Source organism: Paenibacillus sp. 32352, from assembly GCF_002042965.1.
Lineage (GTDB): Bacteria > Bacillota > Bacilli > Paenibacillales > NBRC-103111 > Paenibacillus_S > Paenibacillus_S vulneris.
The window spans coordinates 123,827-138,493 of record NZ_MZNT01000007.1 but is presented as its reverse complement, the minus strand read 5'-3'; the positions used below and the strand labels follow the sequence as shown (position 1 = coordinate 138,493).

The window sequence follows — 14,667 nt, the reverse complement described above, 5'->3', positions numbered from 1 at the left end:
AAGGGACCGCGAAGGTCCGTCCAACGAAGAGAAGTTTGGAGGACCCTCAAGCGTCGAATTAATGGCCATAGCCGTGGTGTCCCATTCCATGATGATGATGATATGGGTGGTGAATATGATGCGGATGATAGCCATAAGGGTGATAGCCGTGATACCCATGATAGACATGAGGATGGTACCCATACGGATGATAACCATGATGCGGATGGTACGGATGATGGTACATATGATGAGGATAATGCTGATAAGAGCGTTTGTTTTGAGCCATTGAAAAATCCTCCTTAAATTCAATATTTTTTATGTTACGTCAACAGTTTATGTTCGTTATCTGTGCATAGATGCTTATCCACATGGATTGGGCAGCAAAATAGACGCATGTCTCTATGAATCTGCCGGAATGGACAAGGTTACCATCCTCTTGATAATAAGATATATCGCATAAGAAGGAGATTCTTACCTTTATCCCGAACAAGACCAATAAATTCCTCGAGAAATCGTTCCCATTTGTGACCGATTTCTTTTTTTTGCGCTTTCGGTTTCAAGCACAGTTCTGACGTTTGGTTTAGTGGGGTCTCTAGAAGAGATAATGCTACTTGTATGTGATAATCGATAGTTTGCTCTTCTATTCCATCCTGCTTATTGCATACGGAAGCAGCCGTTTAGTGCACTACTTTGGTAGGTCAGAACGGTGGATTCATAGACCCAACTTACAAGTATTTAGTTCGTTTTTCTATCACTTCATCTTCGTTTCTTTCATAGAATAAGACATGCCAAACCTTGTAACGGAGGTGATATTTTGAATCGGAAAAAGATCATGTTTATTGTTACTTCAGTTATCTATTTCGAGCCTTCCCCGTTGTCCTACAGCAAAACTCGTTCCAGGTTTACACCCGAAGAAAGATTGAAACAAACAATGAAAACGTTGGAGTCTATACGTGTAATAATTCCAGACGCTTACATCGTCTTATTAGAATTAGGCACCAGAGATATTCAATCCAAGAAAATCCTCACTATAGCAAACCGATACATTTATTTAGGCGGTATGAAAGCCGTCAGACATGCCGTTGATAGTCCGCATAAAGGTTATGGAGAAGCTGTAGGTTTATTACTCGCTCATCGATATATTCGATCATATCCTGCCGATTATTACTATAAATTAAGCGGGAGATATAAATTGACTCGACACTTTCGATTAGAATCGTGGATGAACGAAGGCTTCACGGCAAATATATCTAAGGGATGGATGTCGACTCGATTGTACGGTTTTTCAAAAAAACATTATGGAAATTGGCGAACTGCATTAATGAAAAGCCTACCGAGCTTGAAGCGGGGACAGGCAATTGAGAAAGTGCTTCCCATTTATATGGGTAAAATCGGTAAAATAGAGAATCTGGGGATCTCAGGGGTCATTGCTCCATGGAACATAAGAATAGAAGAATAGATGAAATAGAAGAGAGGTCAACCAGTAATAGCTGGCTGACCTCAAATTAAGTAGAAGTGGCTACCGGTATGCTAAAGAGCTAGTTCTCCTTCGGAATATAGAAGCGGTTCTGCCCGATTTGGATGTTGCGGAATGAGTCCTTGCCGTAATTGTCATGGAAAAAGAAAACACTGCGCACGACGGTTCCGTCTTTATAAGTTAGCGTGATCGTGTTGCCCGAGATGTCATAGGTTCCTTTGTCGCTCTTCGATCCTGTCGCATTAGTGGACGATACTGTATTATTCAATGAGGAAAGAGTCAAATCCGTGCTTTGGAAGGTACCGTCGCCGGAGAAGCTTAAATACTCCGTCCATGAGCTGGAAGACGCATTGATCCCGACCAATCCGCTGTAGCCGATATACTGATATGTTCCCTTGAGCTTCGTCCCCTCAGGAACCGCTGCGATAGGGGACATATCGACATCATTAATAACGAGCTCGCCCCTATCGTTAATATGGATGGAACGGATGTCATTCGCACTGATCTGCAGCTTTCCATTCGCGATGGTGTATGTGCTGCAGCCGTCCCTGGAGCAATCGATGGTTTCCGGTCCGCCTTGAGGCGGAGGGCCCACGAAGATATGGTTATCTGGAAGGAAGGTATACATATCCCAGCAGGCGCCGCCGCATTCAAACCCGCCAAAATCATCCCTTAGACCGTAATACATTCCCGAAAGATTCGACAGATCTACGGGCTCACTGGCTGCTGCAGGAGGCGGAGGGGTTGGTTCCTGTGCAGCCGGCGTTGTCTCCTGCCCGGTTGGCGTGTCTTGAGTCGCATGCTGCTTCGCCTGCTTGGCGTCGTACTCTGCCAGGCGTCTCTGCACTTCCTCTTTGGACATGCCTACTTGTTTTAAAAACGCATCGGTAATAATCTGAATTTCGCGGGTATATTCGTCCCAATGGACAATGGCTCCCGTGGCTTCACCGATAAAACGCAGCGGCACCATCGTGCTGCCGTCTATAATCTGGGCACTTTGACTTAATTCCACCTGCTTCCCATTTACGTCTGCTTTCGAATCGTTAATGGTGAGGGCAATAGACAGGCCGGGCCGCGATCCCGTCACCTGCTGCCTAATCTCATCCCATTTCACCTCCATGCCCATCGTTTCAAAAAGGGGCCGGAACTGCACCAGCGTAGTACCTTCAATAATTTGAGGCTCCACCTGGAAAGCGATTTTCGTAGTATCGACAAATATTTTTACAGGCTCTTCCGCAGCGGCCGGCAGACTGAACAGCAACGTCAGCAGAACAACGATGACGGGAATGAGCGCCAGCCGCTTGCCTTTGAAGTTCACGATAAACTCCTCCTTCAGCTCTATTTTAGTAACCCAACATTAGGTTAATGAATGTTCCTATATTTTCCAAGGTACCAGAGTACGAAAAAAGAGGCTGCCCCAGGATATACCCGTCTACGTGAACGGTTGAACGATCTCCCGTGAAGGGACGCGTCAATCAACGATGAACATGACAGTAGGAGACGCAGACTGATCTCTATTACTTTTGGGGACATTTTGAGCCTGAAGGCCCTAAGCGGCCTAGGTACATGGCATTATGGAAGGAGATGGGAAATCCCGGTACAATAGACATAATCGTTAAAATGGGAGGATTTCAGTTGAATTTGAATGAGCAGCAACGAAAACAAGTGGAGAGCTTAATTGAGGAGTATGGATTTGCCCATGCTTCCCAGTATATATTGGACCATATCCGTCCAAGCATTCGCTGTACGAAAGCCGGAGAGACTCGCTACGAAACCCTGTGCGATTCCAGAGCCGGAGGAGATCCGGATTTACCGACCTCCATGCAATGGCCGCTGACAAAGGACGGGATACCGATGACATTTCTGGCTCAGCTGAATCTGGAAGAGTTGTCTGGTTATGACACAGCATCATTGCTGCCGGTTGACGGGATGCTTTATTTTTTTGTAGGGATAGACGAGCCGGCATATCATATTGACCATCGTGTTTTGTATGTGACCAAGGAAGAGCTTGCTGGCGTCGAAAGACGCTTTGCTCCGAAAGAGACGGCCTTGGAGGAGAGCTTCCGCGGGTTCCGGCTTACGGCCAGGCCTTCTCTTGAACCGCCGAACTATGCTTATGTCGATTATGATCAGATAGAGAACGAATCGGTAGGATATGAGGATTACGAGGATTTAAGCTTTTCGATCAACGGCTCCAAGAGCGATGACGTTGCTACGTTGTTCGGCTACCCAGATGGCCAGCACGACGACGCCGAACATGAAGCAGCCCTGACGATATTGACAGGTACAAACTACAACTACAGCAAAAGCAAGGCGCTTGAACAGATCACCGCTCATTTTGCAGGAGATGAGGCGAAGGCCAGACAGGAGATCGAGGATACTTTGCTGCTTTTTGAGCTGGAATCCGATAATGATATTGGATTTTGCTGGTGGGATGCAGGAGCGCTGCAATTTTTCATCCGCAAAGAGGATCTTCTTGCAAGACGGTTTGACAGAACCTATTGCTCGCTTTATTCAAGCTGAGCAAGCCAGGAGCGCTGAAATAACTAGAAATAGATGATGATCGGATAAAGGAGCTTGGAGATTATGGAAGAGTTGCTTCAGCAGGAACAAGATTTCGGATTTGCGAGAGTATATGCCGTAGAATTGAAATATAAACAGCCGCCCACTCTCGACCGACAGCTGCTTTATGAAAAAATGGAGCTGTATACAGGGAAGCTGAGTCAGCCGGAGCAGCAGCAAGAAGAAGGCTCGAGGCTGGCAGTTTGGGAGGCCAATGACGCAGATAAAGAAAACCTGCTGCATTTCTTTCATATGAATTATATGATCGCCTATTCAGAAGGGGAGATGCCTGCCCAAACCAGCCTGATGAACATTGATCATCGTCCTGCTTCGGACTACACAACGGCCGTTCAACAAGCCTGGCATTGGCGGGAAGCCGGAGAGACGCTGAATGCATGCAGCCATTCTCTTCTGCTCGTCGACATGATGGCATCAAGCCTGGATCCTAAATCAAGATTGCAGCTATTCACTGGTGCTCTTCAGGCGGTTCTGGAGGCGGCACCCTGCGATGCGGTTTATTTCAGGGAAAGCGATAAGCTGGTCGAGCCAGGCGCTTATTTAACTGCAATTAAAGAGGGGGCTCTTTTATACGGCGCCATGAACATCCGTTACTATAATGTCGAGGGAAGCGGAAGCGGGCGTCAGGAAGGATTGATGGATTCCATTGGGCTCGCGGCGCTGGGCATTCCGGACGTCCAGTGTCACTTCTATGATCTTGACCCTTCCCAGATGGCCGGGACTTTAATGGATATCGCCTATTATTTATTCAACCAGGGAGATGTGATCTCCGACGGTGAGACTATCGGCTTCACGGAAGATATGCGTTGGCGCTGCGAGCATCAATATGCATTGGCGGCGCCTCGGCGAGTCGTGATCGACATCGACCCGGGAGAGCCTTACTATGCCGGGAGACAAGAACATCATTCTTGATCAGCCAAGAGCTGCTGCGTGTTCGCGGCAGCTTTTTTTGGTTTAATTTTCAGAACGATGAGCTCGTCTTAGCGCTAATCATATCCCTTATTGCCGGAATTAACGGGCTATGATACAATCATACTCTGCCCAATTGGCGGGCTTTATGCCGATCGCGGTTCGAAACCATCCCGCGTGATCAAAACTAAGGGGAAAGTGATTATGTTCAATTTCGTTTGGGGCGTTGCATTTGTCATCGTCAATTTCGGGCTGTTCTTGCTCAGCTACCGCCTGTTCGGGCGCAAGGGGCTGTATGCCTGGGTAGGCTTCGCTACTGCACTGGCCAATATTCAAGTCGTCAAGACGATCGAAATATTCGGCATTGTGATGACGCTCGGTAATTCGATTTATGCGTCGATATACATGACGACGGACCTGCTTAATGAGAAGTACGGGCCCAGAGCCGCGCGGCAGGCGGTGTGGTTCGGATTTTTCAGCCTGTTTGCCTCGGCGATCATTATGCAGATGGTGCTGTTCTTCGTACCTCAGCAAGGCGATATTTCACAGGAAGCTCTTGAGACGATTTTTGGTTTGGCACCGCAAATTGCACTGGGAAGTCTGGCAGCTTATTTCGTCAGCCAATTTCTGGATGTTCGTGTTTTTAGTGCCTTGAAGAACCGGTTTCCTAATCATAACCAGTTCTGGCTGCGAATTAACGGAAGCATCGGCCTTAGCCAATTTGTCGATTCTTTAGTGTTTTGTTCCATAGCCTTCTACAAGGTGTATCCGCTAGGCGTATGGGTACAAATTCTTTTAACAACCTATGTACTGAAGTTCGTCATTTCTGCAGCAGGCACACCGGTGTTATATTTGGCGCGTTCGTTCCGGTTTCGGGAAGAAGAGAAGGAGTAAACTCCTCCAAGTCATAAACACATCATAAAGATGAGCAAGCATTTGATCCATGATCAGGTGCTTTTTTCTATTTAGGGACCTTTTCATCAGATAAGAACACGAACGTTTATTTACTATAGGAACAAATGTGCGTTATAATGGGATGGAATAATATACCTTATAATCCAAAAAATAAGGAAGGTTGTGTGAATATTGATAGAGGCATCTGAAAAGCTAGTCGAAAGAATTGACGCCGTATTCCTGCCTGTAAAAAATCTCGAATCATCTTTGAAATGGTATCAAGAATTATTTGGTTTTAAGCTACGTTGGAAAAATGAAAGAATGGCGGGTCTTGCAGTCGCTTCAAATTGCGGCTTTCATCTTGTACAGGTTGGTAATCACACGCCGAATAAGGAATATGTTCCATTCAACTTTGCTACAAAGGATATTCAGAAGCTGCATCAGACATTAAAAGAAAAGGGTGTTAAAGTGACTGAGGTTGATGCGGACACTGATTTTAAAGAGATGAGACTGTTTGATTTCTGGGATCCGGATGATAATATCATCAATGTCATTGCTATTGAAACCTGAGTTGGTAAAATATTTGATAGGGGTAGCCAGCACGATCTGCTGACCTTTTATACATTATGGATAATACATCTCAAGCAAACTTGTCAAAAATTTTCGATGCACAGTTTACCAATAAGCTCCATGCAAAGTCTATGTGACAAACGCTAGCGGTTGTTTGCATGGAGCCTGATGACTTAACCGCTCTAGACACATAGGATACAAAAGTTTGTCACGCAGGCTTTGCAACCGTACATCTACTAACAGATGGAGGGGCGAAGCCAATGAAATATATATCCGCGAATGAAATTTTACCCGAGCATTTACTTCGTGAAATACAACAATACATTCAAGGCAGGGTGCTCTATATCCCGGCTCGTGAAGGCGCCAGAAAAAAATGGGGTCAGCTGTCGGGACAGAGAGAGTATCTGAACAATCGGAACTCGGAAATTAGAGAGTTGTTTCGTAAGGGCATCCGTATGGATCAGCTCTCAACTACATACTGCCTGTCCGAAGACAGTATCAAGAAGATCGTGTACACAAAAGAATAATAATCCAACGGCTTGCGTTCAGTTGAAATAACAACGCAGGCTTTTTTGTATAATAAACGGCTATAGGTATTGTCTGCCTATTATTCGGTGCTGCCTATCTATATACTTTTCATTGAAAGATCGGGGATATTCCAACCTCGCTTCAAACAAATGAACACTAAGGAAGTGATAGATGTGAATGCGAATGTCGTGGTACAGCTTTGCAGCGCCGATGACAAATTTATCATCAACAACATATACCCGCTATATTTACATGATTTATCTGAAGTGTGGGAGTTTAAGACCAATCGTTTTGGTGTTTTTGAAGAGGACGATGCCCGGACATTGGCTGAACAGAATCGAATCTTTGACATCTGGTGGGAGCACCCGGGTGTCCTGTTTCCATACATCATCAAGGTAGATGAGATCCCGGCAGGTCTTGCTTTTGTAGCAACCCCGCCTTACACTCCGTGCCCCAGCTTCATCAATTACTTTTTGAATGAATTCTTCCTGTTGCGTCATTATCGTGGTAAGGGGATCGGAGAACAAGCGATGCGACAACTTATAGGTTTGTTGCCAGGGCATTGGGAATTGCAGACCAACCCTTCCGAACGAAATGTGCGTGCTATCCAATTTTGGCGCAAAACGTTGGAAGCTTGTACTAATGGCGAGTACTCTGAAGAAATGGGTCGCCACCCCAAATACGGGGAAAAGCTTGTATTTCGTTTTTCCACAAACAGGACGTAAGATTTTGAATGGCTATAACGTTATCCAACGAAGCTGCAAAAACAAGGAGCAAACTACTCTCGCAGCTGCTCCATACTTATTAAACTATTGAGGTTATAACAGGGGGGAACTGCATCATACCAAGGTGGAGCCCCGTCAACGACCATGGTTTGTCTAGTTGTTAATCCGCGCGCATCAAATAAAAAAAAGCTTCCGCCGCATCCTCTGGTTCTCCTACAACGCCTGACCGGAAGATCGTGCCCGACGGTTTCATACATCGTATTTCGATCTTCCTCTGACAGGCGGCCCCACAGCTCGGTGCACATAAGACCGAAAGCTAACGGTGTTGACTCGAAGTGGACTCGTAAGTCCAACCCCTTCTTCTTTTCAGGCGCTGTGTCGATTATAATGAGTTCTATAGCTGATAAATAGGGCTGGAATTCTAGTAGGATGGAGGATACTGTTCGATTGTATTAGTTTAATCTTTTCAGAAGCGAGGCCACTTTTCTTGCAAAAACTATGGGATTTTCGACGGATTCTAAATGCACATACATTAATCTAGGCTTGTCGAATAACCAATGGTTGTGAATGGCCGTTACTTTTAGGTTAAGCTTGGTTGCATTACGGACGAAGGATTGAATTTCACGTTGTAACAAAGTAAATTCGCCTGTATTTAATGATTTCCCTGCTCTCCCTCCAACTGTCTCAGAATACAAGTATCTTATTCTAAATATTGCAGACAAGTTCTAGGTTGTAGTTGGTATATTCTATTAATAGGAGAATAGAGATCATGAAATCGCCTTGATATAGGGTTTGTTCTCACATCCAAATTGCTAGACGTAACGAATCTAATAAAACCATTGGTGAAAGGGGCGGAGAGGATGGAGCTTAGACAGCTTGAGTATTTTGCTGCCATATGTAAGGAGATGCATTTTTCGAGGGCGGCTGAGAATCTGTGCACTACCCAATCGAATTTAAGTCAGCAGATCAAGTTTTTGGAAAATGAGCTGGGGATGCCTTTGTTCGATCGTATCGGCAAGCGGATCGCTCTAACGGATGCCGGAAAAATCTTGCTGGAGCAATGCCAAATCATCTTCGAACGTATCGACTATATTAAAGGCGCTATTACGGATCTTAAGGATATAGAGGGGGGCAGATTGAACATCGGAATCCTTCCTGGTGATGGAAATTTGTTATTTGATGCACTGCTGATCAACTTTCATCTTACCTATCCCAAGCTATCGATTAGTGTAACGGAGACTATGGATGTATATGAACAGGTTATTAACGGCACAAGGGACCTTGGGGTAACCACAGTTCCTTCGAACCCGGATGACCGTGTCCGTATCATTCCTTTGTTCCACGAAGAGTTTGCTTTAGCTATCCGTTCAGATCATCCCATTGCAAAATCAAAGGCAATCCCCTTTGAGCAGCTGCAGCATTTGAAGCTGGTCATGTTCGGGCCGGAGCACCAAATCACGCGAATCTTCCATTCCTGCTGTCAAGAAAAAGGGATCACCATCTACAATCCGATTGTCACCTCGAGCTTGTCAACGCTCCTATCCTTAGTCGAACAAGGGATTGGAGCATGTATTCTTCCACGCCTGCTGCTTGATTATCTGAATCGAGAGAACATTTCGGCGGTTAAGCTTATTGATCCGACGCCCAGTCAGGATATCTGCATCATTCATCGGACGGATAAATTTATGGGGCGTGCGGCTAAGGTTTTTATCAACGAATTGCAGTTGTTCTTAGAAGGCGTAATGGAGCGTACCACCCGGTCATCGGGGTAATACAGCAAACTTCTTGAAGGTATTGTAAACCAATTCAGGTAATAAGAGTTGTGCAGATTGGTTTTTATTCGAGATCCTGCTTGCCATAACTTTTTATGTAACAACCTCGTCTAAAAGATGAAGGTGATATCCTGGGATGTGGCTTGGAAGAATACGTCGGCGCTTGGATTGTCCGTTTCTTGGGATTCAGTGGGGGGAGAGAATTATCAATTGTTACACATGAACGCCGAGTAATTTTCCTCTCTCTGGTTCGACGCGTTCTAAAAATGTATCCATACTTAAAGGCCATCCTTTCGGGATTGGCCTTTGTGTGCATATTAGTGGTTCGATTGAAATACAGGAGCCAATTCTATTTAACCGTTTGTAGCCCCCAGAGAATTTCCATCGAGGTCAAAGAAACCAAATCCGCCAATCTCACCCGGCTTTAATTCGATTGTTTCACGATTCGTAGGGATTCCAAGTGATTTTAAGTAGTTGTGAAACCCGACCAGGTCTTCAGTGTAAAAATCAATGACGCTTTGAGTGTAATTATGATTGGTATTGTGGAACTTAAGCCTGTCCGCTGTATCTGTCTGCACAAGATAGATCCCCACCGGATGGTTGGGGAAATCAATCATTGCTTCTGTCCATGACTCATCGAATTCGCCTACGGTTTTCACCCCAATCACTCGTTCGTACCATTCGATGGCGGCTTTCAGATTGGAAACAGGAATTTCCACTCCGGCTATTCTTGAAATATAGCTCATTTTATCACTCCTTCTTTGTTATTATGTTTGAAGCAAAGATGATAAGAATATGGAATTCGCTTGAAATACAGTAATTTCCTTCTTGTTAGATGAGTAAATTAAAAATTGAAATCATTTTATTACAGTGAATTAATAAATGCCTTTTTAAATATAAATATTAGCCGCATAGCCCGTTGCTGTGGGGCATTTAATGTGTATCTCGTCAATCCCAAGCCAATTAGGTGTTTCGAATCAATGAGTTTCTTTAAGATGATCGATGTAATCACGAAAGATATTACGTATCGTTTTTTCATGCAATCCAACTTCCTCGGATATACTGACAAACGTGCGTTTAAGGCTTTGCTTCACTATATAAGACAATAAACGTTTGGTGCAACTTCGCTTCTCGTCTATAGTGTGGTTTAGGTGTTCCCAAAAGGTTCGATTGCAGTCTCTACAGCGATACCTCTGACGCTTTATAAGTAGCCCAACATGCTTGCCTTGAATAGGTAAGTCCATACAAATCTGTTCCCTGCTGTCGTGTTTGTAAAGGTTGGCTATACTTCCACAATGAGGGCAAGTCAAAGGTGGAGAGTTAGCGACGACTTGAATTAGAATATCGAATTCATTCTCTCTAATACCTAGGATGTTGAATTTCGAAAGATTTAACATATCCATTTGAATTTTTTTTTTGCAGTTATGCTGCATACTCCTTCTTTATTTTCGCATCACTGGCCAAAATACCGCTGAATATAAACAATAACAACGAACCGGCAAAGCAAGTAGCCGCAAACAAGCCAACGGCGAAAAAACCGTTAAAAGACGCGTAAATCAGGCCAGCAATCCAAGAACCGAGCGTTGTCGCGGCGTACATGATCGAATTGGCCAAGCTAGAGATCGTGCCGCGTATGGTCGGATTTAATGAATTCAGCAGTCCCAGTATGAGTGGAAAAGTGACTCCCATGGTAACGAATATGAAAAAGTAAACACTTTCGAAAGCCGCAACCGACGGCAAGTGGGGCAAAACAATAAAACATGCAATAGAGACAAGAAATCCTGCAACCAGCGTGTTGAAACGGTTTAATGTTTTGATTACATAGGCACCGCTGAGGCTCCCAACTATATTTCCGAGACCAAGAAAAAACATCACATACCCAGCTTGATCGATTGAAAGTTGAAAGCGATCCGTCACCCATTTTCCGATGAAAGAGAAGGAGGCAAAGAATCCGCATTGAAATAAGAAATGTGCGAAGAAAGCTCTTCTCGCCATTGAACTATTCAATAGCGGGAGGTATCTACTGAGGATAGGAGATTTGTTTTTTTGACCTTGATTCGGTTTCATTTCGGGCAAGGCATAATTAATGAATATTGCCACGAATAATGCGAATGCTCCGATTGTAAAGAAAGAATAAGACCAATGGATGGAGGCAAGCAGACTTCCAATAGGGATGCCGAACGCTTGGGAAGAAGCCAAGCCGGCCATGACGATTCCGGATACTTTGGCGATCTTCGTCGTTGGGAATAGGGCAGGGATCGAGGCCCAGACTTGAGGAGCCGCAAATGCTGCACTGACTCCGGCAAAAAAACGGAATAAGAACATCGACCAAAAACCTGTGGCAAAGCCGCATAACAGGGTTGAAACCGAAAAGCATACCATGCCGTAAAGCATGACCTTTTTGCGATCCCAGCCATCGGAAAGCGGTCCTGCAATCAGCGCGAATAGGGCATAACCTAAGGCATAGGCTCCGACCATCCAACCGGCAGATTCGGTCGGGATATGAAACAATTGTTGGAGCGTGGGGAGGAGCGGAGAAATCAAAAAAGTATCCGTACCGATGACAAACATGACGAGGAATAATAGGGTTGTTAATCTTAACATGGTATCCATCCTTTCAATTTTGTTCTAAAGTTCAATGACAATTGAACTAATTGAAGAAAAAAAGAGATTCCCTTCTACAACGTATCCAGAAATCCAGGTAAGTAAGTTTGAAATGTCTCCAAATCGATGCTCATATACTTCGCTTGAGCCTCTTTTCGTACCTTGATCAATTTCGCCTCCTTTAAAGTACGCAAGTGATATGAAGTATTCGATTTCGTAGTATCGCGAATGTTCCCTACTTCTCCACAATTCATCTCTTTCTTGCTGGCGTAGAGAGCCCGTACGATGTCCAATCTTGTGTCATCAGCTAACGCCTTAAATATTTTGACTCTGTGCTCATCACTTGTTATTTTTTGAGTAGTCATAAAACTATTGTACTAAGATATCATTACAAATCAAGTCTTTAGAAACATACCACCACATTCTCCGATTTATAGGTGAAATTTTTTGATTTTGTCTTCAATAAATACATCCTCCCAAGGTCATCCTTTCAAACCTCGTCTGCCAATTCGACAAGCCTCTGGACGCCTTCTCTCAATAGCTGCTCATTCAGATAGGAATAGCTGAGGCGTATCCATGATTTGTACTCCTTGAGCGGATCGCAAATCGCTCCGGGCACAAAGGTGATTGATTGCTTGATGCATGTACTGAGTAAACGTTCAATCTCCACCGTTTCCGGAAGCTTCACCCATAAGTTGAATCCGCCAGCAGGGGAGTTCCACTGCCAGTCGGTAGCGGACAATTCCTGTTCTACGATTTCCTTGCGGACCGCAAGCGCAATGCGAAGTTTCTCTATATGCTGCTGCAGCCGCTCGGAGAAAAAATAATGGAGAAATATTTTCTGATTCACCAAAAGCGTCCCGCTGTCCGACAACAATTTGGCTTTTAGCAGGTAGTTCATGATGGAAGGACGGCACGCAACGATGGCGATGCCGAGGCCGGGAGCGATATATTTGCTGAAGCTGCGAAGATAAATGACCCATCCTGCCGTATCGTAAGCAAAAAGAGGCCGTGGCGGCTCTTCGCCAAAATAAATGTCGCGATAAGGATCGTCTTCTAAGAGCAGACATTGATACCGCTCGGCAAGCTCAACGAGCCTTTTCCTTTGTTCGGCGGGTACGATATAGCCTGTTGGACTTTGAAAGGTGGGATTTAGATAAAACAGCCGTGGCTTGTAGGTTTGCATCAGCTTCTCCACCTGCTCCAGATCATAACCGTACGGGTGAATCTCGACCGGAACAATAGTTGCGCCTTGTCTTCTGAAAATATCAATCGCCGTGCTGTAGGTAGGACGCTCCAACATAACGGCATCTCTCGGCTTGACCAGTGCTCTGGCAACCAAATCCATGGCCTCCTGCGATCCGCAAGTAATCAACAATTCGTCTGCAGACAAGTGAAACCGATGGCAATCGGTAAAGTAATGGCACAACCCATCCCGCAGCTCCTGGTCTCCTTGCGCGGTAAAGTAGGTGCCGAGCATTTTGGGATAGAAATCGAACACTTGCTTCACATATTCCGAAAAATAAAGATTGGGGAGCAGGTTTGGGTCGAGCAGCGATCTCGACAGAACATATTCGGCTTGCACCTGATGGATTTCAGAAAGACGGCTTTCATGTACGTAAGCGGAAATGATCGGATTATTCAGCGAATCTGGAGGAAGACCGCTGTCCGGTCTCACATAATAGCCGGACTTGTCCTTCGCTTCGACGATTCTAATTCTATTCTTCTTCAGTAGCTGATAAGCTTTAAAGACTGTCAGTCGATGCACATTGAATTCCATCGCCAGCGAGCGGATGGAGGGAAGCTTCTCATGCGGCTTCCATTCTCCTCGACGGATCCGATCCAGAATATAGTCATAGATTTGTTCAAACAGTTTGCCTGTACATCCGCTTGAAAGAACTGTTTTTTTCATATGTTTTGCCCCCAATACCATTAACCCTTAAATACCAAACATAGCTTGCATGAAACAGTGCTCACGATCACTTCGATGCAGACGCATCGATGTTTACGCTCCCATCGAATCCGAATGAGATGAAGAGGATAGGGTGAGGACTTTTGTTTCAGTTATTTTTGTATACTGGTAGGTTGCTACAGTTACAAGGAGGCTCCCATTGAAGGCCTAATAAGGGAGGCTTACGAATGGGCTATGGAAAAATCATTGGAGAAGGCAATACGGCAACGGTGTATGAATGGGTGGAAGGAAAAGTACTTAAGCTTTTCAAAAAGAGATATCCCATTAATGCGGTAGAAAGAGAATACAATAATACCAAGGCAATGCAATGTATGCATTTTGCAAAACCAAAGGCATATGGGATTATTAATTGCGACAACCGCATGGATATTGTGTATGATATGGTCATGGGCGAGTCCCTATTGGATTGGGTGTTGTAAACAGGTGACCTCCAGGGATGCGCGCTGCAAATGGCAAAGCTACATAGGACTATGGTTCAAAACAGAGTTAGCCAAGTATAGAATTATAAGGAATTTTTAAAATTTAATCTGTTACATACCCCTCAGAACTAATAGATCAACAAAAGCACTAACCATTCAGGAGCATTTGAAGTGACTCGAGACATGATACATGATTATCTATCGGTGATTATGACGGCCAGAAATATAGTAAACA

The 14,667-nt window shown here is 44.7% G+C and carries 16 protein-coding genes and 1 pseudogene; 9 read left to right on the top strand and 8 right to left on the bottom strand.

Features of this window, described 5'->3' with window-relative positions; all coding sequences use genetic code 11:
- Positions 1-58: 58 nt before the first annotated feature.
- On the bottom strand, positions 59-268 hold the full coding sequence (locus B1728_RS17745; protein WP_079911638.1) for a hypothetical protein: 210 nt from the start codon (positions 266-268) through the stop codon (positions 59-61).
- A 528-nt stretch (positions 269-796) separates the two neighbouring features.
- On the opposite strand from B1728_RS17745, the gene B1728_RS17735 reads away from it, so the two are divergent.
- The gene (locus B1728_RS17735) at positions 797-1,441 is read left to right on the top strand and encodes a hypothetical protein (protein WP_079911635.1); all 645 of its coding nucleotides are present in this window, start codon (positions 797-799) and stop codon (positions 1,439-1,441) included.
- 79 nt (positions 1,442-1,520) lie between these two features.
- Here B1728_RS17735 and B1728_RS17730 read toward each other — a convergent pair whose 3' ends face one another.
- Positions 1,521-2,777 (bottom strand): stalk domain-containing protein, encoded by a 1,257-nt coding sequence (locus B1728_RS17730; RefSeq protein WP_256865401.1) that lies wholly within the window; start codon positions 2,775-2,777, stop codon positions 1,521-1,523.
- A gap of 317 nt (positions 2,778-3,094) precedes the next feature.
- Here B1728_RS17730 and B1728_RS17725 point away from each other — a divergent pair, with 317 nt between their 5' ends.
- The 6 genes from B1728_RS17725 (at position 3,095) to B1728_RS17700 (ending at position 7,665) form a co-directional block, all read left to right on the top strand.
- Positions 3,095-3,982, top strand: a complete 888-nt coding sequence (locus B1728_RS17725; RefSeq protein WP_079911634.1) for a YwqG family protein — start codon at positions 3,095-3,097, stop codon at positions 3,980-3,982.
- A gap of 63 nt (positions 3,983-4,045) precedes the next feature.
- Positions 4,046-4,951, top strand: a complete 906-nt coding sequence (locus B1728_RS17720; protein WP_079911632.1) for a DUF4261 domain-containing protein — start codon at positions 4,046-4,048, stop codon at positions 4,949-4,951.
- 201 nt (positions 4,952-5,152) lie between these two features.
- Positions 5,153-5,842, top strand: a complete 690-nt coding sequence (locus B1728_RS17715; protein WP_079911631.1) for a queuosine precursor transporter — start codon at positions 5,153-5,155, stop codon at positions 5,840-5,842.
- A gap of 192 nt (positions 5,843-6,034) precedes the next feature.
- Positions 6,035-6,412, top strand: a complete 378-nt coding sequence (locus tag B1728_RS17710) for a VOC family protein (protein ID WP_179136062.1) — start codon at positions 6,035-6,037, stop codon at positions 6,410-6,412.
- Between the two features lie 260 nt (positions 6,413-6,672).
- Positions 6,673-6,939 (top strand): CD3324 family protein, encoded by a 267-nt coding sequence (locus tag B1728_RS17705; protein WP_079911628.1) that lies wholly within the window; start codon positions 6,673-6,675, stop codon positions 6,937-6,939.
- Between the two features lie 174 nt (positions 6,940-7,113).
- A complete protein-coding gene (locus tag B1728_RS17700; protein ID WP_306293535.1) occupies positions 7,114-7,665 on the top strand; it encodes a GNAT family N-acetyltransferase in 552 nt (183 codons plus the stop codon).
- A gap of 452 nt (positions 7,666-8,117) precedes the next feature.
- On the opposite strand, the gene B1728_RS17695 is transcribed toward B1728_RS17700, so the two are convergent.
- Entirely contained in the window at positions 8,118-8,360 is a 243-nt protein-coding gene (locus B1728_RS17695) for a DUF1259 domain-containing protein (RefSeq protein WP_225948128.1), read from the bottom strand.
- 165 nt (positions 8,361-8,525) lie between these two features.
- Here B1728_RS17695 and B1728_RS17690 point away from each other — a divergent pair, with 165 nt between their 5' ends.
- A complete protein-coding gene (locus B1728_RS17690) occupies positions 8,526-9,437 on the top strand; it encodes a LysR family transcriptional regulator (RefSeq protein WP_079911624.1) in 912 nt (303 codons plus the stop codon).
- A 353-nt stretch (positions 9,438-9,790) separates the two neighbouring features.
- Here B1728_RS17690 and B1728_RS17685 read toward each other — a convergent pair whose 3' ends face one another.
- The 5 genes and pseudogenes from B1728_RS17685 to B1728_RS17665 all read right to left on the bottom strand — a co-directional run bounded on the left by B1728_RS17685 (position 9,791) and on the right by B1728_RS17665 (position 13,953).
- On the bottom strand, positions 9,791-10,183 hold the full coding sequence (locus B1728_RS17685; protein ID WP_079911623.1) for a VOC family protein: 393 nt from the start codon (positions 10,181-10,183) through the stop codon (positions 9,791-9,793).
- A gap of 234 nt (positions 10,184-10,417) precedes the next feature.
- A pseudogene (locus B1728_RS17680) lies at positions 10,418-10,840 on the bottom strand (transposase family protein); the annotation flags it as partial.
- Positions 10,841-10,859: 19 nt separating this feature from the next.
- Positions 10,860-12,041 (bottom strand): MFS transporter, encoded by a 1,182-nt coding sequence (locus tag B1728_RS17675; protein WP_079911622.1) that lies wholly within the window; start codon positions 12,039-12,041, stop codon positions 10,860-10,862.
- Positions 12,042-12,115: 74 nt separating this feature from the next.
- On the bottom strand, positions 12,116-12,406 hold the full coding sequence (locus B1728_RS17670; RefSeq protein WP_079911620.1) for an ArsR/SmtB family transcription factor: 291 nt from the start codon (positions 12,404-12,406) through the stop codon (positions 12,116-12,118).
- A gap of 125 nt (positions 12,407-12,531) precedes the next feature.
- Entirely contained in the window at positions 12,532-13,953 is a 1,422-nt protein-coding gene (locus B1728_RS17665) for an aminotransferase-like domain-containing protein (protein WP_079911619.1), read from the bottom strand.
- Between the two features lie 227 nt (positions 13,954-14,180).
- Here B1728_RS17665 and B1728_RS17660 point away from each other — a divergent pair, with 227 nt between their 5' ends.
- Positions 14,181-14,432, top strand: a complete 252-nt coding sequence (locus B1728_RS17660; protein ID WP_079911618.1) for a hypothetical protein — start codon at positions 14,181-14,183, stop codon at positions 14,430-14,432.
- Positions 14,433-14,667: the final 235 nt, after the last annotated feature.